Genomic DNA, 19,550 nt, shown 5'->3' on the forward strand with positions numbered 1-19,550 from the left:
TATAACCTAACGTTTCAGGCGCAAATCGCAACCGGGCCCGGCGCCCAGAAAACAAAAAGCGCCGGCAGCCCCAGCTTTTAAGCCAGGACTACCAGCGCTTCCGCCAGTGTTAGATCGTTTGGGAATATCAGCTCAATTTCAGGGTTGAGAGCGTTCGTTCCCGCACTCTATTGAGTAATTGCTCATCGTCTACCAGCGACTGACCGTAGGAAGGCACCATCACTTTCATGCGTTCCTGCCATTCCGAAGACTCCATACGTTCCGGGAAACAACGTTGGATCACATCGATCATGGCCTGGACAGCCGTCGAAGCCCCCGGCGATGCACCCAGCAAAGCGGCCAGGGTGCCGTCCTTCGCCGCCACAATTTCGGTACCGAATTCCAGCTTACCGCCACCTTCCGGCGACTTCTTGATGATCTGCACGCGCTGGCCGGCGTCCTGCAGGCGCCAGTCCTCTTCGCGGGCATCCGGGAAGTAATTGCGCAGGGAAGCCACACGGTCGCTGTGAGACTGGAATACCTCACCAATCAGGTAGCGGGTCAGGTCCATGTTGGTGCGGCTCACCGACAACATGGGACGAAGATTCGCTGAGCGGACCGATCCGAACAGATCGAATACCGAACCCTGCTTGAGGAACCGTGTGGTGAAGCCAGCAAACGGGCCGAATAGAAGCGCGGGTTCACCGTTGATAATACGGGTATCCAGATGCGGAACCGACATCGGCGGTGCGCCGATTGGCGCCTTTCCGTAGACCTTGGAGTGATGTTGCTGGACGATTTCCGGCTTCTGGCAAACCAGCCACTGACCGCTGACCGGGAAACCACCGTAGCCTTTGGATTCGTCGATGTTGGACTTCTGCAACATCGGCAAGGCGCCGCCACCGGCGCCCAGGAAGACAAACCCAGCCTCAAGCTTCGTCAGCTCTCCGGTTTTCTGGTTCTTCACCCGTACCTTCCAGCGGCCATTGTCGCGCTTGGCCAGGTAATGCACGGGGCTGCTTAACATCAGTTCAAAGTTCGGCGTGGTTTCCAGGAACTCCACCATGCTGCGGGTGAGAGAGCCAAAGTCCACGTCTGAACCGTGCTTGATACGCGTGGCGGCCACTCTCTGCATCGGGTCGCGGTTGTTCACCACCAGCGGCATCCACTCTTCCAGATCCCGCGGGGATTCGGTGTACTCCATTTCCCGGAACAAATGGTGGGCGCTGAGCTTTTCGTGGCGACGCTTGAGGAACTTCACACCATCCTCGCCCCATACAAAGCTCTGGTGAGGAGTTCGGTTGATGAAGCTTTTGGGTTCCGGCAGCATCCCCTGCTCAACCAGATGAGACCAGAACTGCAACGATACTTCGAACGAGGCATTGATCTTCAACGCCCGCTCGATAGCAACATCGCCATCGTCGGTTTCGGGGGTGTAATTGAGTTCGCAGTAGCCGGCATGCCCGGTCCCTGCATTGTTCCATCCATCGGTGCTTTCATGGGCGACGTGATCAAGACGTTCAACCATGACGATGTCCAGGGAAGGATCAAGCTGCCTGAGCATCATGCCGAGGGTGGCGCTCATGACGCCCCCGCCGACCAGCACCACATCTGCCTGTCTAACGGCCATTGGTTATCACCCTAGCTAGTTTAAAGCCTGTTGCCCGCCCACGATCAGCAGAGGGGCTTGGAAATTGTGGCGCGATTATCCCGTTTTTTGATCGGATAATAAATTGCGAATATCAACTGACTCGTGGTCGGGCCCGCCTGGGGCTGGTTGCGCCAACATATCTGACAAGGGCCAACGTCCTGATTTATTTACCAACGGTGGCCGTGTGTAGGTCAAACGTTTAAAATGCGCTCGCCGGGCGCTCTTTGTTACATTCTCGCGTCTGTGCTCAACGATATCACCGCCACTTTAGTCTCATACCGTGCGGCTTACACCAACAGGGCATCCTTTATGCTATTGGCAATCGCAGCAATCATCGCTGGCCTGGTTTTACTGGTCTGGAGCGCAGACCGCTTCATTGAAGGCGCAGCAGCCACCGCCAAACACCTCGGTATGCCATCGCTGCTGATTGGTATGGTGATTATCGGATTCGGCACCTCTGCGCCTGAACTGGCAGTGTCAGCCATGGCCGCACTCGATGGCAATCCCGGGTTGGCCCTGGGCAACGCTTACGGTTCGAACATCACCAACATCGCCGTGATCGTTGGTGTGACTGCGGTGATTGCACCAATTGCCGTGCACTCCCAGGTAATACGCAAGGAACTCCCGCTACTACTGGTACTGACGGCCATCGCCGGTTACCAGTTGATTGATGGCAACCTGACCCGGCTCGATGGCTGGGTACTGCTTGGTGTGTTCGCAGCCGTCATGGGCTGGTCCATCTATCAAGGCATCCAGGGCAAGGGGGACTCACTGATCGGCGAGACCGACTCCGAGCTGGTTGCCCACCCGATGCCGCTGAAAATAGCCGTGATGTGGCTGGTTGTAGGCTTGGTGCTTTTGCTGGTGAGCTCGCGCATGCTGGTCTGGGGCGCGGTGTTTATTGCCCAGAGCCTCGGCGTCAGTGACCTGATCATCGGGCTGACAATCGTTGCCATCGGCACCTCTCTGCCGGAACTGGCTTCTGCGTTGGCGGCCGTCAAGAAAAACGAACACGACCTGATACTCGGCAACATTGTGGGGTCTGGTATTTTCAACACTCTGGCCGTGGTTGGCCTGGCTGCGACCATTGAGCCCCTGGCCGTGGATATGGAAGTGCTTTACCGCGACTGGACCCTGATGACAGCCCTCACCATCGGGCTTCTGCTGATGAGCTTTGGGCTGACGGGTAAGTCCCGGACCATCGGGCGACCGGACGGCGTGCTGTTATTGCTGGTGTACGTTTGCTACACCAGCTATCTGGTGTCGACAGTCATCCGCTAACCAGGCCGGTCAGGCCTGGTTCTCCCTGAACACCATCGCCACTGAATTCAGGCAGTAACGCTGGCCGGTTGGCGGCGGGCCATCCGGAAACACGTGCCCAAGGTGGCTGTCACAACGCGGGCAACGGATCTCCGTGCGAGCCATGCCCATGCTGTTGTCTTCAATGTAACGGATGTGGTCGGTGTCAAAAGGCTGGAAAAAGCTCGGCCAACCGGTACCGGAATCGAACTTGGAATCGGAACTGAACAGCGGCAACTCGCACAACCGGCAGTAATAGGCACCTGCGTTCTTGTTGTCCAGCAAGGTGCCGCAAAATGGCCGCTCGGTGCCATGATCCAGCAACACGCGGCGCTCCTCGTCCGTCAGGCCCGCGGCCTTTTCGTCCACTTGTTGTGGTGTCAGCGGGGTCAGGTCATAACCTGCAGCAGAAACGCTCATAGCAGCCTCCTCAGGCAATGTTGTTGTCGGTGTAACCGGGCTTGAGCTGGTCACCGAACGTGTCCACAAGCTTTTCAATCTTTGGTGCCGCAACAGCCGTGATGTAGGGCTGGTATGGATTCCGTGCGGCAAAATTCTGGTGATAGTCTTCCGCCGGATAAAAAGCCTCCAACGGCTCCAGGGTTGTCACCAGAGGATTATCATAAACGCCCGCCGAGTTCAGTTGGCGAATGTAGGCTTCCGCCACCTGTTTCTGTTCGTCATTCTCGTAAAAAACGGCGGAACGGTACTGGGTACCACGGTCGTTTCCCTGCCGGTTAAGCTGGGTTGGGTCGTGGGCCACCGAGAAAAACACCTTCAGGATATCCCCGAAGCTGACGGTCTGCGGGTCGTAATGAACGTCGACCACTTCGGCGTGGCCGGTCTGGCCGCCGCACACCGCCTCATAGTTGGCGGTTTCCGCTGTGCCCCCGGCATAGCCGGATTCCACCCGGCTGACACCGTTCACCGCCAGAAAAACGGCTTCCACACACCAGAAACAGCCACCGCCAAGCACAACCCTTTGCTCGCGGTTATCGCCGGTTGGCAAATCGCTTTCAGGCTCCGGAAAGCGGCTTTTCGGTACGTTCAAGCCCGGAATCGTGCAGGATGTGGACATAATCAGCCTCTGCTTCTGGATTATTACCGTTCATTTAGTTCCCCAATGTCCAAGTGTGGCCTCCCTGGTTGGTTTTAGCTACCCCCACTTTGGGGGCATCAGAAAACCAGCAAGCCCACCAGCGCGCTGCCGGGTGCCAGTATCCAGACCGGTACTTTCCATATCGACAGGGAAACCCAGGCCAACAGGACAAACGCAACGCTCCCTGCATTGTGTACGGCAGAGGTCCACACCGGATCATACAGCGCCGCCAGCAGAAGCCCGACAACGCCGGCATTCACCCCAGCCAGGGCCGCCCGTGCAACCGAATGGCTGCGAATGTATGACCACAGGGGTAGACCGGCAAATACCAGCAGGGTTCCCGGCAGAAAAACAGCGACCACAGCCACGGCAGCACCGGTCCAGCCGCCCTCAATGGCTCCCAGAAACGCTGAGAAGGTAAACAGCGGGCCTGGCATGGCCTGAGCCAGGCCATAACCGGCCAGAAACGTATCCGCCGACAGGTGCCCTGGCACCACAAAGCTCCCCTGAAGCCAGGGCAGCACCACATGCCCACCTCCGAACACCAACGCCCCCGCGCGATAGAGTTCAGACCCGATCCAGCCCAGGGAGCCTTCGGCCAACGGTAAAAAAGCCAACAGCAGTAACGCGGAAAATACCACCAGAAACACCATCGGGCGACGGGGCTGAACCGGTATGGTTAATGCCTCCTCCACGCGCTTTTGCGGCAGGTGCATCGCAGCACCGGCCGCGCCGGCTGCAAGCAGGACAAGTATCTGCATCCAGGCTTCGCCCGCCATCAGCAGAACAACCGCGACCACCACGGCAATCGACAGGCGCGGAGCATCCGGGCACAGGGTTTTGCCCATCTGCCAGACCGCCTGGGCAACCACGGCGACCACAAATAACTTAAGGCCGGTTATCCAGCCACCCTGCCCGGCATCCGGCCAGAGGCCAAGGCCGAGTGCAAACAGCGTCATCAACAATGCCGACGGCAGGGTAAAGCCAAGCCAGGCCGCTGCTGCGCCTCGATAGCCGCGCTGAAGGAACCCCAGGGTCAATCCCACCTGGCTGGAAGCAGGGCCGGGTAACAGCTGGCACAGTGCCACCACCTCGCCATAGGCCGCGTCCGACAACCAACGCCTGCGCTTTACGAATTCGTCATGGAAGAATCCCAGATGGGCCGCCGGACCACCGAAAGACGTCAGGCCCAAACGCAGAAATAATAGAAAAATGTGCCAGGCTGGCAGGGCCCCGGCATACGTCTCCCTGGTGAAGCTATCCTTGGTCATGGAACACTCTGATCGTGGCAACGTGTGTTAAGAAAGATGAACATTATGACGCTTCGGTTGCATCACTCCCAGTCCAGACCATAATGAAGGGACGGGTTGACCGGATCGTGACAGGTAACGTTTCCAACAACCAACAGGACCAGCAATGACCGCCCGGGCCCATACACCAGACAATCAGGATGACCTCCTGGAGTATCGCCTGAGCCTCCGCCTTGGCCCGGTACACGCGCGCCAGCGCCTGGGCATTGAGCGGGAAGCGGAAGCTCGTGTATTCGGCCCGGACCGCCATTCGTTCCACCTGGAAAACATCACCTCCGCTCCACGCTTCATCAGTGTTTGCCTGAAACTGGCCGGTTTGTTCCGGCGGGGACAGCACAACAGCCGCCGGCTGGACACCGCCCACAACCAGTTCCACATCCCTGGCCTGCCTCAGGCCTTCGAAGGCTTCCGCATACTGCACCTTACCGACCTTCACGTGGATATGGATGAAGCCAACCTGCAGGCCGTCATCCGTCAAATCGAGCCCCTCGAGTACGATGTGTGTGTGCTCACCGGGGACTACCGGCGCCTCACCTGGGGCTCGATTGATGGTGCCATGGATGGCATGGCCAGGCTGCGGGACGCTATTCGCGGCAAAGCCTACGCTGTACTGGGCAATCACGACAGCGTACGCATGGTTCCTGGACTTGAGGACATGGGCTATCACCTGCTGATGAATGAACATGCCGTACTGCAGCGTGGCGAGGACAAACTCTATCTGGCAGGTGTGGACGATGCCCATTTCTACAAGGTACACAACCTACACCGAGCAGGAGACGAGATCCCCCCGGGTGGCATCAGCGTATTACTGAGCCACACGCCGGAGATCTGGCGCGAGGCTGCCCATGCGGGCTACGACATCTTCCTGTGCGGCCATACCCACGGTGGCCAGATCTGCCTGCCCGGTGGCATCCCCGTGACCCTGGATTCCGATTGCCCCAGAGAACTCGGCCGCGGCTACTGGCGCCGCAACGGCATGCAGGGGTATACCTCACCAGGCGCGGGCACATCGGTGGTCAACGTACGGCTGAATTGCCCACCAGAGGTAACAATACACACCCTGACAAGGGGCCCCGGCTAAAGCTTGAGCTCAGTGCGGCTGATGGCGTATACCCAGGCGGTACAGTACGGGCGACAGCAGGATATTCGACAGCGTAAACAGCACCACGACAACCGCCACAATAAACCAGCCCAGGTCCAGCCAAAGCCATGCCAGAAGCATCGGCAGCAAGGCTTCGGGGATCTGGTCGAGCCCTGAGGCCCGGGCACTGGAGGCGAGCCCGGCACGACGCTTGATGAAACTGCTGATGATATCGCCAGCCAACCCCAGTAACCCGAACGCCAGGCCGAATATGACGCCTATCCCGGTGATCCACGCAAACAGGCAACACGCCAGCGCACCGGATACGATACCGCGCCAGGTTTTGCTGCGCCCCAACACCGGCCGCCCGTCCCGCCATAGCCTGTCACCATCTACAGGGGCCGACCAGCGCCGGCCAAACAGCCGGGCGGCCAGAACCGGTACGCCATTTGCGAGCACCAGCATCACGAAGAGCTCGATAGAAATCAGCAATCGGCTCAGTCTCCGTCAGGGCCGCCCTTTCGGCGGTTACTTACTATCAGGCAAGCCCGCCTTTGGTCAGCTTCAGCGGGTCCATCAGTTCCTCCAGCCGGTTGCGATCCAGGCCACTGCGCTCTTCCGCCACGTCAATCACCGGTCGTCCGGTCTGGTAGGCTTCCTTGGCAATATCAGACGCCAGGCTATAACCAATTTCGGGGTTGAGTGCGGTAACCAGTACCGGGTTCTTGCCGACTGCGGCGTCCAGATGATCGGTATTCACCGTGAAATCCCGAATCGCCTTATCTCCGAGCATGGTTGAGGCGTTGGTCAGCAGTTCGATCATGTCCAATAGATTGGCACCAACCAGCGGTAACATCACATTCAACTGGAAGTTACCCGACTGCCCTGCCATGGCAACGGTGCTGTCCAGCCCCATGACCTGGGCCCCGACCATGGCCACCGACTCGGGAATCACCGGGTTGACCTTACCTGGCATGATGCTGCTGCCCGGCTGCAACGCCGGCAGGCTGATTTCCGCCAGACCGTGAATCGGCCCACTGTTCATCCAGCGCAGGTCGTTGGCGATCTTGGTCAGTACGATGGCCAGCCCCCGCAACTGGGACGACAGAGCTACGGGCGCATCGATAGCACTCTGCCCCACGAATTTATGCTCCAGGGAGCGGAAATGGTAACCCGTATTGGAGGTGAGGAACTTAACGAACTGCCCAGGAAACTCTTCCAGCGCATTCACCCCGGTTCCCACGGCCGTGCCACCCTGGGGCACCGCCAGAAGATCATCGGCGGCCGCCTCAAGCCGTCTTTCCGCGGCGAGCAATTGCTCCCGCCAGGTTCTCAGCTCCTGGCCCAAGGTGACCGGCATGGCATCCATCAGGTGAGTACGGCCGGTCTTGACCTGATTCGCGAACAACGCCTCACGCTCATAGATCACCCCACACAGGTGGGTCAACGCGGGAATCAGACGCTCGTATATACCAGCCACGGCACTGACATGGATGGCGGTCGGGATCACGTCGTTGGAGCTCTGGCTCATGTTGACGTGATCGTTGGGGTGAATCTCAACATCCTCCTGCGCCGCCAGGGCGGCGATGACCTCGTTCACATTCATGTTAGTGCTGGTGCCAGACCCGGTCTGATAACGATCAATGGGGAACTGGTCAGCGAATTCACCGTTTACCAGGCGGTCACCGGCCGCAACAATCGCGTCCCGCAGATCGTTATCCAGTAAACCGAGGCTGGCGTTGGCATCGGCGGCGGCCTGCTTCACTCTTACCACTGCCGCAATGAACGCCGGTGGCATTGGCTGGCCGCTTACCGGAAAATTTTCGATAGCCCTCTGGGTCTGTGCGCCCCAAAGAGCGTCTTCAGGAACGCGTACTTCGCCCAGGCTGTCTTTTTCAGTCCTGAAATTCGTCATGACATCCTCCTCTGTTCACAGGCATTGGGGCTCACCCGTTTGGCGGTGACTTCAGTCTGACATGGTCGCAAATGCCGGTAACCTGATCAAAATTCAGGATCAGGGTATGAACCGTGTTGGTGTAGGTGTCGTGAAGGTGAAACTTGAAGCGGCGCTGCTTCTCCCCTTGCAGAAAACCATCATACTCCCGCACCAGTTCCCTTACGTCACCGCCTTCGTCCTTCGACCAGGTGGCGTTGAAGGGTCCCAGGACGGCACCGCCAGACAGGCATACAGTTACTTCGTGGTTCGTGAGGGCGTTCTCGGGAACGGACATGTCACACTCTCCTGACAAAACAATGATTGACAGAATAAAGTGTAGACCGTCATTGCGACTCTGAGTTCAGGGATGCGGCAAGACTGGAGACAAGCGCCCGAAGACGGTTAGGCTTTACTGGCTTGTTCAGAATGGGCAGATACTGGGTACTGATTAGCCTTCGCGTTTCATCGCTGCGGTCCGCAGTAATGATGGCCGCCGGGATGTCACGACCGAAGTGTCTGCGTACGGCATACACCGCCTGACAGCCGGTCAGGTTCTCATCCAGGTGAAAGTCCGCGAGGATGATGTCTGCGCCGCCGCAATGCGCCACAGCCTCAACCGCACTACCCGCCGTGGTGACCATGCAACCCCAACGCTCTAGCAGGGCCTGCATGCTTTCCTGTACCGGCTCTTCATTGTCGATCACCAGAACACGAAGCCCATCGAAGGACACAGGTGCAATTGGTGGCGGCTCCGCATTTTGACTACTGACAGTCGCCTCAGTGAACCGGGCCAGAGGAACAAGAATACTGAAACAGGAGCCTTTGCCGTGATGTGAACCCACGTGGATTTCGCAGGCCAGTATCCTTGCCATGCGTTCGACAATTGCCAGCCCCAGGCCCACACCCTGGCGACCGCCACCCTTGGGCAGTATCTGGTGAAATTCCCGGAAGATGTCCTCGAGCTTTTCCTGCTCAATGCCCACACCGGTGTCCCACACCCCAATTTCCAGATTGGGACCACGCTTGCGGGCCGCAAACAGCACACCGCCTTCACGGGTATAGCGAAACGCGTTGCTCAACAGGTTGCGGAGTATCCGGGTTAGCATTCGCGGGTCAGTGCTTACGTAGCCTGTCCCCAAGCGCACCCGAAAGTGCAGCTCTGCGTTCTCAGCCACCGGTTCAAATTCCTGCGCCAGCCCTCTCATCAGTTCGCCAACATCGGTATTGACGATATCTGGCCGCATGGCTTTCTGATCCAGCCTGGATATATCCAGGAGATCCGCCAACAGGTCCTCAGCGCTCTCCAGGGACCTCCACACACGCTGGACAAGTCGGTTTTCATCCGCTGGCAGATCACTGTCTATCAGGGCGGACACCAGTAACCTGGCCGCATTCAGGGGTTGCAGCAAATCATGACTGGCCGCCGCAAGGTATTTGTCCTTACTCTCATTGGCCTCCTTGGCGGCCTCTACAGCCACCACCAACTCCCGCTCCACCCGTTCGCGCTGCTCGATCTGGTAACGTAGCACCACGTTGGCGTTCTGCAGCTCTTCGGTGCGCTCCTCCACACGGCGTTCCAGATCCGCGTTGAGCTGGCGCAACTTTTCTCGCGCCTGGTGGCGCTCGGTGATATCGGCGACAAAAGCTTCAACCACTTCCGGGCCGAGGTCTGGCCGCCGCAACAACGTGATTGCCACTTGCACTGGCGTATTGTCCGCGCGTCTGAGCCGGGTTTCCCTTGCACTGAGACTGCCGTTATCCAGTAACTCCTGGCGGATGGCGTCAAACTCACCAGAACTGCAAAACAGCTGCTCACGAAGGCGGATAACCCCCGTGATCAGGGCTTCAGAGCTTTCATAGCCGCAGATCCGGGCCATGGCCGGGTTGGCGGCCACAAAGCCGCCCCGGAGGTTACCCTGAAAGATGCCGTGAAGGGCATTCTCGAACAGCCACTTGTAGCGATTACGCTCCTTCTCCAGTTCGTCGATCCGCTCCTGCAGCGCCGGGTAGTAGTTCTTTCTTACCGACTGGCTGCCAAGGCCAAGCAGGTCACCGATGTCGTAGTCGGCGTTGCTGGAATCAGAGGGCTTCTTCATAAACCACTTCGACGTCACGTCGGGAAGACTTGCGAGGATTGGTCAGGATGCATGGATCCTGTAATGCAAAGCCGGACAGGTAGGGTATGTCAGACGTGGTCACGCCCAGTTTGCCAAGCTTGGCCTCCAACCCTACAGCTTGTTTCAACGTGATAATTCGCGCCATCAGGCGCTGTTTGATGACCGGTTTTGACATACCGCGGGTGTCGATATCCATGGCCTCCGCCACGCGCCGGAACCGGTCCTCTGCCGAGGTGTAGTTGTACGCTACAACGTGCTCCAGCAGCAGGGCGTTGCAAAGGCCATGGGGCAAATCAAGGTAGCCACCGAGACTATGGGACATGGCATGCACCGCCCCCAGGATGGCATTGGAAAACGCCAGGCCGGCCTGCATGGACGCCAGCATGATCTGCTCTCGAAGGTGCACATTGGCGGTGTTCAGCACCAGCGGCTCCAGATGGCGGTTGATCAGCCGGATGGCTTCCAGGGCGTTGGTGTCCGTCAGCGGCCCGCTACCAGTGGAGACATAGGCTTCAATGGCGTGCACCATGGCGTCCACCCCGGTACAGGCCGTCAGGTAGGCGTCCATGGTTTCCGTCACTTCCGGGTCGATCAGCGACACATCCGGCACCACCGCCTTGCTAATGATGGAGAACTTGAAGCGCCGGCTGGGGTCGGAAATGATCGCGAACTGGGAGACATCGGCGGATGTCCCCGCCGTGGTGGGAATCAGGATCATCGGGGGCGAGGGCGAAGTAATGGTGTCCACACCCTCAAAATCAAGAATATTCCGGCCATGGGCACTGACAATGCCGATACCCTTGGCGCAGTCCATGGGGCTGCCGCCGCCGATGGCGACAATCACGTCACATTGGCTGGACTTATACAATTCAGCCCCGGCCATGACTTCGTCCACTTTCGGATTGGCTGAGACGCCGGTAAATACCGTGACACGGAGACCCGCCGCCACCAGGATATCCATGATTTCCGCAACCCAGCCGGCTTTCTCCACGCCAGGGTCAGATACCAGGAACACATGTCGAGCACCAAAGTTACTGGCGAAGTTGGCTACTGCCTTGCGTGAGCCGGCACCAAAGATGATCTCGGGGGACACAAACTTGCGCAGGGAGGAAATGTCGTAGCTCATGTAAGGTCTCGCCATTATGTCGTTGTTATTATGTCTCACCCGGAGTTTAACCCAACCCGGGTGCCTTCTCATCTGGTTCCTCATCCTGAGACCTGTGCCGGGATTTTCGGCACCCAAACAGCGTAGGATGTTCCTACATTCGGGTCGATACCCGATTGGTATTATCGCTCGGCCAACCTGTCTCCAAGGATCCAGCTCACATGTCCGCTGATCAACCACATCGGGTACTTCTCAGGTACGACCGGGAAGACGATCGGGATGCTTTTCTCCAGGATTTTGCCGGGGCATTTTCAATTGACAGCTACTCCTCTGACCAAGAGGCCCTGGCCGCCATTGCACGGGGCCGATCCCTGCCCGACGCGCTCGTATTCATCACCACCGACACCGATCAGTTGCTGGCGTCTTCTCTACTTCAGCAGGTCAGCGATGGTGGCTGCTGCTTGCGAATCGTCATTGGCGGCCAGTTTTCCCTCGATCAGATCATTCACTTGCTGGAGAATAGGGTTGTCGACCGCTGCTACGCCAAGCCTTGGGACATCAACCTCGTACGCACCGACCTGTTTGCAGCCACCATGTCGGTACAGGATAACGCCGGGCCCACTCCCGTCGAGAGCGAACACCCCAAGCCGCTGGTACTGATCGTTGACGACGAACAATCGGCGACCAAGTACCTGAGCAAACAGCTGATGCGGATGCAGGACCGCTTCGAAATCCGCTGCGCCGCCAGCGCTCAGCAGGCTTTGGAGACTCTCCATCAGGAAGGTCACCGGACTGCAGTCCTGATGACAGATCAGCGCATGCCAGGCATGAAAGGACTGCAGTTGATCAACGAGATGCGACAGTCCTATCCCCATATTACTCGCATCCTCACATCGGCCTACGGGGAACTGGACGTTGCGCTGGGCGCGGTTAATCAGGGGCGAATCTTCCGTTATCAGAAGAAGCCGTGGCATGCCGCATCCCTGCTCCCGGTGCTGGACGACGCTATTGCTCAGCACCACGCATCGCGCCAGAAATCGGAGCAGTGGCAATTTGCACTTGCTGAGCGTTTCGAGGGCGTTCGCGAACGGCGAAAAGCCGCTCTTCTCAGGGCTCTGACCGAATCGCCATCAGTTCCCTTGGCGTCACGGGACGTGATACAGAATTTCCTGAGGGATATGGACGCCATCAGCACCTTGCCTCCCGGCGCCTCCCACTTTCGTGACCATAGCCCTGAGGCTCTGGATAACGCTCTGGTCCGCGGGCTACGCGCCGAACTGACTCGGTATTTGGAGATACCGTTAACCGACGCCGTTCCCAACAACGGTACCCTGCCCGACGCCATTCAGTCAGCGCTGGATGTGCTGTTGAGCGCGTCCGGAATGAGCCGTGACCACCTCATAAGAGAGCAGGATGAGGACGTCACGACCCTTCGGCTGGAAGCCGGCAAGAACCTCCACCTATACAGTCATGTCCTTTCGCCAATGGCGCGTGTTTCCAGCCAATTACTGAAGCAACAGGGCGCCTTGCTTGCGCTCTACATCATGGCCCAACAACAGGGCGGCCAAGTTCTCCTTCAGGGAGGCCAACAACGCTTCACCCTTGAGCTGTCGTTGCCTCTGCGCGCGCCCTCGGGCGGGAGCCGGCAGCCGTGACAAAAGATGATATCCGGCTGTACGTCACCATCGACAAGCGCCTGTACCGGGACGCCATCCTCTATCAGCTGCTTCTTGAAGAGAACATTGATCTGGTGGGCGAGTCCGCAACCGGTGTCGATACATTGGAGCAGTTGCCGACCGTCAGGCCTACCGTGCTGATCATTGAGGAAGCCCTGCAGGACAACGATGGCCTGACCATCGCCGAAGTGGCCCTTTCCAATCACCCCGCGCTGTCTGTGCTACTGCTGGTCGAGCGACCGGTCTCTCCAGCCCGCCTGGCGATCTATCTGGAGTCAGGCATCAAAACGGTTGTGGCCAAGACTCAGTCAGTACAGGAACTCATTCGATCCCTGCACTACATTCGCAACGGGCAAGTGTATGTGGACGCGGACTCGTGCCAGGCACCCGCTACCACAACATCACCAGATCTGGAGGCGTTTCACGCGCTATCTGCCCGTGAACGGGAAGTGGCACGCCTCATGGCGGATCGGGTCGCGTTCAAGACCATTGCGGATCGACTCGGGGTTTCCTATAAAACAGTGCACTCCTACAAGGACCGAATATTCATCAAGATGGGCTTTGAACGGCAACCGGATCTGATGCTGTTCATGAAACGCTTCAGGAACAATCTCGACTCATGAAAATACTCGACGGCCTGCAACAGGTTCAGCAACTTACTCCACGCAAGCAACGACAGTTCGAGCGTTTCTATAGCGCCCAATCCCGGTTCCGTTTCCTGCCGGTCTTTGCGGACGTCTCGCTGCTAATCACACTGATCGGAACCCTTGCGCACATGATGACGCTGGCCACACAGCTTGGCCCTGCCAACGTTCCGAGCGGACTGTTTGTCTACACCACGATTCTCTCCTGTCTCATTGTGGCCCACCGATTCAAGGCCGTGCGTTTTCGCACGCCACTGATCATGTATCTGGTTTTCCTGAACATGGCCCTGTTCAGCTATCTTGCCTTTATCAAAACCGGTGGAGATCTCACACCGACGATCGGGCTCTACTTCTTCATCAGCTTCCTCGGCATCGTGACGCTGTCGCCACGGCATACCCTGATCATGATCGCCATCAATCTGGCGTTTCTCTACGCCGCTACCTGGGCCGCGGTACCCGCAGCGGATGTGGCAACCAAGCTACAGGAAGTGTTGTTGAACTGGCTGGTTCTGATGTGCCTGGTCATTTCACCGTTGTTAGCCGTTTTTTTTCGTCGCTTCGTGCGAAACATCCTGGCGCTGCAGTTCCTGTTGCGCGACAGAAACCGGATGTTGAGCCGCACTCTGCGAACGCTTCAGGTGACTGAGGAAAACCTGATCCAGCAACAGAAGCATCAGGCCCTCAGTCACATGGCCAAGGGCCTGCTCCATGAAATCATGAATCCGGTCAACTGCTCCGTGCAGGCGCTGCAGTACGCAAAGGATATCAACGAAGACCCCGAACTGGGCGAAGCGATCGACGATGCCGCGGCGCATCAGAAACGCATTGCCGACATCGTCTCGGACCTTATCGATTTCTCTGTCCCTCATCCGGAGCACGCCAAAGAACTGGCAAACCTCACGGGGCTTATCAATGCCGCCACGCGCTTCACCAAACACAAACTGCGCGGCATTGACCTGGAGATCGACGTACCGGAAACCCTAACAGTACCTTGCTACCCTTCGGCGCTGACTCAGGTGTTCGTGAATCTGTTTCTCAATGCTGCCTCGGCGCTTCAGAGCCAACTGGATCGTCAGCCCGCCATCATTCATGTGTCGACGACTCGCGATGCCCGGACCCTTGATATCACACTGGCCGATAATGGCTGCGGCATTCCCGAGGAGGAGATACGTCGCCTGACGGATCCTTTCTATTCGACCAGTGACACACCGGAAAACCTCGGGCTGGGCCTTAGCATTTGCCAGACCATCCTGCGCCACCACGGTGGGACACTGTCGATTAGCAGTGCGCTGGGGCAATGGACGCGGGTGACACTGGCGCTGCCCCTGGAGGCCGATCGCGTCAGAACCTGAGCTGGGCACGCACGGTGACCGCATCCCCATCGGGGTTTGCCATCAAAGCATTGCCGCTGATGGTCGGAATCAGGTAATTCACCCTCAGCAGAACCGATTTACGCCAATAATAGTTGATCCCCAGCATCGCTATGGAGGCTTCGGCGCCCACATCCCGCTGCCGGAGATCCACCCCACTCCAGCGCGCCACCAGCTCGACGGCCCCCAGATGGCTGAGTGGGTCAATGCGGTCGAACTCGCCCCGGCTATACCCCCGGTGTTCGCCCGTGAGCAGATAACCCAGTTGGGCATAGCCGCCACTGAATTGCCACTCATCGCCCCCGACCTGCCTGACACGCTGGGTCATCGCCTCCGATGTGACGGTGACTGAATCGCGACTCCAGGCAAACTCGCCACCCAACAGTGCCAGGTCATCCGCGTCAAAACGCGGGCTTCGGATCACATTGTCGGCGCTGTAGACCTCCCCATGATCGCGTATCTGGAACCGTTCGCCGCGCATGTCACGCCAGGATCCGGCCAGGCCCAGATGGATTGTCTGATGTTCAGTGTGAAGCGGGGCAAAGGTCACGCGGCCCGTTACCGCCCTGGGAGCCTGGGAATCGCCACTTTCCCGAAATACGCCCAGTGCCCAGGTGGCCTTTTTACCGGCCCGGTTTACCATCACGCCTTCGGAGCGCCCCGGCGCAAAGGCACTGGTCGCCAGGGAGCGTTCGTTGGTCATCAGGCTGGAATAGCCACTGGTACGTTCAAAACCAAAAGGCTCTTTCATCCGACCCACCTGGACGCCACCCCAGCCAAAGCCATCGTATCGCAACCAGACGTCATCGAATTCCAGTACCTGCTCATCACCGTCGTACTGATAGTCACCATCAAGCTCGAAGGACCAGTGTTTGCCATAGGCAAGTTCAAGTCCAAGCCTGAATTTCCGCAGTACCGTGTTCGTGGTCGAGTCAACGCCATCTTCGTCATGGAAAGCGCCATAATGGTCCACACCGCCCACCACGTAGCCGCCGATGTCGGCCTCAAAATCAGTGGTGTCTGCACGCACCTGCAGGGAAAAGCAGGCCATCAGCCACATCACCAGCATTGCCCAGCGCAGATCGTCCATCATGATCCCTGCTCCATGCGGTAATGCATCCTTAGCTGCGCTGTATCCCGCAGAAAGCTCACGGAAACCACATCCACCCGATTCACATCCAGGCCAGTCCGAGATCGCAGGTCGGCAATCAGTTCGTCCTGACGGTCGGTGTGAATCAGGTCAATTTTTTCGTACTCGATGTCCTTCTCGCCGCACAATGGCAACATCATCCGGGTTTCCAGCAACAAGGCGATGGCGATCACCAGGCCATTCAGGCACGCCAACACCCAATGCTCCACGTTCCCGACGGCCGCCAACAGCGCCATGGCGATCACCAAAAACAGATAGGTCATTTCCTTGATGCCCAATGCTTCGGTGCGGTATCGCAACATCGAGAACACCGCGAACAACCCAAAGGCGAAACCCATGGACACGGTCACCGAATTCAGTAACGCCGTGACCAGGAACACACCCACGCCAAACAGGATGAACGAGGCGGCGTTTTCACGATGGTGGGAAAATGCGTAGTAACAACGGATCAGGATGAAAACCGAGATCAGGTTAATGATCAGGCGGATAAAGAAATGGACATCAACTGCAGATTCCATGATGACTCCTTGAAGTAGCGGTATTCTCTCGGGGCCCTGAGCGCATCAAGCTTCGACAACACTGGCTTGAAGCGGTTGGCCTTGATCCGGCCCCGGCACAGCAGCGCCGTGCCGATGCAGTATTTGCTGAAGCTGACGGGCCTGTGGCCCATCCTTTTCAGGATGTCCAGAACGGGTGAACGCCGCTGATGGCGCAACGATTTGACCTCCACCAACACAACGCCCGGCAACCCGATCCGCTGGTGTTCCCCGCTATGCTCGAAGCAGATATCCGTATCCACGGTAACCCGCTCGTGACCGGTTCTGCTGAGCAGCGTGATGCGATGGTAGTGAACAAAAAGAGCCGGCAGCATCCGTGTCGCCGGCAGGCCCAATTGCTCTTGAAGGAAGTGACGCAGAATTCGTGCGTCTGGCTCCGCCCCGGTCAATACCATTCTCTGTTTGGAGGTGCGCAGTTTGTTGGTCTTGACCTTGACCTCCAGAAAACGCTCACCGGTGGCCCGGTAGTGGCGAGTGCGGACCTTTACGCGGTTCAGTTTGCCATTGTGGTGATCGAGGTAGAGCTGCCGGCCGGGCGTATCGAAATAGAGCGTGTCGTATGCCATTCCCCGACACCCGTTCATCTCCAGCACCGTGTACTCTGCCGTCAGCTCTGCCAGACACTGGTTCAGTTCGGCAGCGTCGATCAGATACTTGGTATCCACCCGATCCATCAACGCTGACGAGCTCTGATCCGCCAGTGAGTGGGATTCAAATGCGTTCAGGCTGAAACAACTGACCATTATTCAGTACCCGGCAGGTATTCCATGGTCATGTCGATGTCCATATCCACATCGCCGGCGTTTGCGCCGCTGCCTACGCTGCTGAGGGTGATGGTGCCGGTCGCCCCCAGCGCCAGTGACACCACGTCGCCAGGTACGGATTCATCCACTTCAAAGAGCAGCGCATTGGTGGCAAAGCCATGGAGTTTATGGGTTCCGGGTCTGTAATCGGTGTCTTCGATAAATACCTGCAACACATAAGGCTTGAAGCCCTGGGCGGCGTCGACACCAATCAGCAATAAACTGTGCACGGCGGGAGCCTGCTCGGTGTCAACGGAGTACACCAGGCTGTCTACTTCAAAGGCAGCGAACGTCAGGCTCGCGCTGACCTGTCGACCATCCGGCAAGGTGAAACTGAATACCCCGGAGTCTGTACCGGATACCGCTGAAACACTGGCGGTCAGGTTGGTCTTGGCCGGCTCGGAGCAGTCCGGCTGGGTATCCTCCAGCAAGGTCACCGCCTCTTCCGGCTCGTTTCCGGCGATGGCGCTGAGCAACACCTCCCGTTGCGATCGCTCATACCCGTCGTCTCCGGGCATGCCGGTGCCAAGCAGGAAGCTTTCAACACTTTCAACGTCGGCCTTCGTGGTCCCGGTCAACGCCATCACCCGCTCGATCTCCAGCTGCATCGCTTCTTCGTCCCAGTGGTTGGCCAACAGGTCTTCCAGCGCGTCCAGGTATTGCTGGCGGTATTCCGGCATCCCATAAAGCCGCTCCGCCAGACGGAAGTTACGGTACAGAGGCGCGGAGCCAGGCTTCAGGGGATGGGTTCCACGAAAGGCGGTATCGGCACCCCAGGGGATGAAGTGGAACAGCCCATCGTCCGGAGAATGGTAGAGGTAAAAGTTATTGGCGTTGCCGCTCGCCGAATCCCACGCTCCCAGCAAGGTTTCCATGGCCCAGAAACGGATGAACTCATCCACATCCAGCAATTGGGGCAACACGTCCATCATCGCCTCATCATCCAGCGCCATGGCGTCCGCAACGGCTTGCAGATCAGAGCGGTTGTTGGCGTCTTCGTTGGTCTTGGTCTCGAACCGGCGGATCAGATAGTTGCCGAAATCGGCCTGCTGCGCCTCATACAGATTGCCCGAGTCATCGCCAAACGTGCGCCGCAAAAAGGGCTTCCGTATAGGTTCAACATGGGCAAAAACCCCCAAATCCTCGCCATTGACGGTCACCTGGGCGTAGTTGCATAACGGCGCTGCGATACCGATATCCCGGAACCGGTCGTAAGCCAGGCATTGACGAACATTGGAGGGATCCTGACGATTGTTGTTCAGGGTCATACGGGACACGTTCTGGTAAGTGCGCCCTTCCTGCAGGTCGTTAAAATCCAGTTTTAGGGAAGGCAGATCCGGGCTGAGGGACCCGATAAAGCCTTTTTTTCGCACGTTCACGTTGCCCATGGTATCGCCGTCGATGGTGACGGTGGCGGGCAACTCGGTGTACTCGAACTCGGGCAGGCATTCGCGGGAGGTGTCAGCCAACGTTCGCGCCTCGGCTTTCAATGTTCGCCAGTTGCTGGCGGACATGGTGATTTCCACGTCGAGCAGGCGCTCCGGGTCAAAAATATCGCCATCACCGCCAATGTTGACCGGCTCTACCGGTGCGTCAAAATCCGAAGGGCTGGATTCGCTGCTGCTCCCGCCGCCACCGCAGCCGGTCAATACCGCCAGAGCGCCCAGCAGAACGACTGCCTTTCCCGGAAATCCATCAGTCCCTATTTTCATTGTTTTGTCCCCACATCAGGCCGAATTGGCCGGTTTCTTGTCTGATGGAAGAGTATTGTCG

18 protein-coding genes are annotated in these 19,550 nt (G+C 58.1%); 5 read left to right on the forward strand and 13 right to left on the reverse strand.

What is annotated here, in order from left to right:
- Positions 1-127: 127 nt before the first annotated feature.
- A complete protein-coding gene (gene mqo / locus JJO78_RS13825) occupies positions 128-1,609 on the reverse strand; it encodes a malate dehydrogenase (quinone) (protein ID WP_075194305.1) in 1,482 nt (493 codons plus the stop codon).
- 330 nt (positions 1,610-1,939) lie between these two features.
- Between mqo and JJO78_RS13830 the strand changes: the two genes are divergently transcribed.
- The gene (locus tag JJO78_RS13830; protein WP_177190622.1) at positions 1,940-2,911 is read left to right on the forward strand and encodes a calcium/sodium antiporter; all 972 of its coding nucleotides are present in this window, start codon (positions 1,940-1,942) and stop codon (positions 2,909-2,911) included.
- 9 nt (positions 2,912-2,920) lie between these two features.
- On the opposite strand, the gene msrB is transcribed toward JJO78_RS13830, so the two are convergent.
- From msrB to chrA, 3 genes are all read right to left on the reverse strand, one after another.
- Entirely contained in the window at positions 2,921-3,349 is a 429-nt protein-coding gene (gene msrB / locus JJO78_RS13835; protein WP_041335269.1) for a peptide-methionine (R)-S-oxide reductase MsrB, read from the reverse strand.
- Positions 3,350-3,359: 10 nt separating this feature from the next.
- On the reverse strand, positions 3,360-4,007 hold the full coding sequence (gene msrA / locus JJO78_RS13840; protein WP_075194304.1) for a peptide-methionine (S)-S-oxide reductase MsrA: 648 nt from the start codon (positions 4,005-4,007) through the stop codon (positions 3,360-3,362).
- 98 nt (positions 4,008-4,105) lie between these two features.
- Complete coding sequence (gene chrA / locus JJO78_RS13845) at positions 4,106-5,299, reverse strand: chromate efflux transporter (RefSeq protein WP_075194303.1); 1,194 nt, start codon at positions 5,297-5,299, stop codon at positions 4,106-4,108.
- Positions 5,300-5,444: 145 nt separating this feature from the next.
- Between chrA and JJO78_RS13850 the strand changes: the two genes are divergently transcribed.
- Positions 5,445-6,419: a metallophosphoesterase gene (locus JJO78_RS13850; protein ID WP_075194302.1), complete on the forward strand. Its 975-nt coding sequence runs from the start codon at positions 5,445-5,447 to the stop codon at positions 6,417-6,419.
- Between the two features lie 9 nt (positions 6,420-6,428).
- On the opposite strand, the gene JJO78_RS13855 is transcribed toward JJO78_RS13850, so the two are convergent.
- Genes JJO78_RS13855 through ercA form a run of 5 tightly spaced genes read right to left on the reverse strand, consistent with a single transcriptional unit; the run spans position 6,429 to position 11,598 of the window.
- Positions 6,429-6,911: a CDP-archaeol synthase gene (locus tag JJO78_RS13855; protein ID WP_075194301.1), complete on the reverse strand. Its 483-nt coding sequence runs from the start codon at positions 6,909-6,911 to the stop codon at positions 6,429-6,431.
- 46 nt (positions 6,912-6,957) lie between these two features.
- Positions 6,958-8,334 carry a class II fumarate hydratase gene (locus JJO78_RS13860; protein WP_075194300.1) on the reverse strand — a complete coding sequence of 459 codons (1,377 nt, stop codon included), beginning with the start codon at positions 8,332-8,334 and terminating at the stop codon, positions 6,958-6,960.
- Positions 8,335-8,365: 31 nt separating this feature from the next.
- On the reverse strand, positions 8,366-8,650 hold the full coding sequence (locus tag JJO78_RS13865) for a hypothetical protein (RefSeq protein WP_041335245.1): 285 nt from the start codon (positions 8,648-8,650) through the stop codon (positions 8,366-8,368).
- A gap of 49 nt (positions 8,651-8,699) precedes the next feature.
- On the reverse strand, positions 8,700-10,451 hold the full coding sequence (locus JJO78_RS13870; RefSeq protein WP_075194299.1) for a PAS domain-containing hybrid sensor histidine kinase/response regulator: 1,752 nt from the start codon (positions 10,449-10,451) through the stop codon (positions 8,700-8,702).
- Positions 10,435-11,598 (reverse strand): alcohol dehydrogenase-like regulatory protein ErcA, encoded by a 1,164-nt coding sequence (gene ercA, locus JJO78_RS13875; RefSeq protein ID WP_041335242.1) that lies wholly within the window; start codon positions 11,596-11,598, stop codon positions 10,435-10,437. The genes JJO78_RS13870 and ercA overlap by 17 nt, the downstream gene beginning before the upstream one ends.
- A 200-nt stretch (positions 11,599-11,798) precedes the next feature.
- Here ercA and JJO78_RS13880 point away from each other — a divergent pair, with 200 nt between their 5' ends.
- Genes JJO78_RS13880 through JJO78_RS13890 form a run of 3 tightly spaced genes read left to right on the forward strand, consistent with a single transcriptional unit; the run spans position 11,799 to position 15,249 of the window.
- Positions 11,799-13,232, forward strand: a complete 1,434-nt coding sequence (locus tag JJO78_RS13880; protein ID WP_075194298.1) for a response regulator — start codon at positions 11,799-11,801, stop codon at positions 13,230-13,232.
- Positions 13,229-13,876, forward strand: a complete 648-nt coding sequence (locus JJO78_RS13885; protein WP_041336799.1) for a response regulator transcription factor — start codon at positions 13,229-13,231, stop codon at positions 13,874-13,876. Before JJO78_RS13880 ends, JJO78_RS13885 begins: the two co-directional genes overlap by 4 nt.
- A complete protein-coding gene (locus tag JJO78_RS13890) occupies positions 13,873-15,249 on the forward strand; it encodes a sensor histidine kinase (RefSeq protein ID WP_085678976.1) in 1,377 nt (458 codons plus the stop codon). Before JJO78_RS13885 ends, JJO78_RS13890 begins: the two co-directional genes overlap by 4 nt.
- Here JJO78_RS13890 and JJO78_RS13895 read toward each other — a convergent pair.
- The 4 genes from JJO78_RS13895 to JJO78_RS13910 are packed head-to-tail and all read right to left on the reverse strand — an operon-like array spanning position 15,239 to position 19,489.
- On the reverse strand, positions 15,239-16,360 hold the full coding sequence (locus tag JJO78_RS13895) for an OprO/OprP family phosphate-selective porin (protein WP_075194296.1): 1,122 nt from the start codon (positions 16,358-16,360) through the stop codon (positions 15,239-15,241). The two genes, JJO78_RS13890 and JJO78_RS13895, sit on opposite strands and share 11 nt — an antisense overlap.
- Positions 16,357-16,935 (reverse strand): DUF4956 domain-containing protein, encoded by a 579-nt coding sequence (locus tag JJO78_RS13900; RefSeq protein ID WP_075194295.1) that lies wholly within the window; start codon positions 16,933-16,935, stop codon positions 16,357-16,359. Before JJO78_RS13900 ends, JJO78_RS13895 begins: the two co-directional genes overlap by 4 nt.
- The gene (locus JJO78_RS13905) at positions 16,896-17,717 is read right to left on the reverse strand and encodes a polyphosphate polymerase domain-containing protein (protein ID WP_075194294.1); all 822 of its coding nucleotides are present in this window, start codon (positions 17,715-17,717) and stop codon (positions 16,896-16,898) included. Before JJO78_RS13905 ends, JJO78_RS13900 begins: the two co-directional genes overlap by 40 nt.
- Positions 17,717-19,489, reverse strand: coding sequence for a CotH kinase family protein (locus JJO78_RS13910; protein ID WP_226909973.1), 1,773 nt, complete (start codon positions 19,487-19,489; stop codon positions 17,717-17,719). Before JJO78_RS13910 ends, JJO78_RS13905 begins: the two co-directional genes overlap by 1 nt.
- Positions 19,490-19,550: the final 61 nt, after the last annotated feature.

The sequence above is a fragment of the Marinobacter sp. DS40M6 genome, assembly GCF_028581595.1.
GTDB classification, from domain to species: Bacteria; Pseudomonadota; Gammaproteobacteria; order Pseudomonadales; family Oleiphilaceae; genus Marinobacter; species Marinobacter salarius.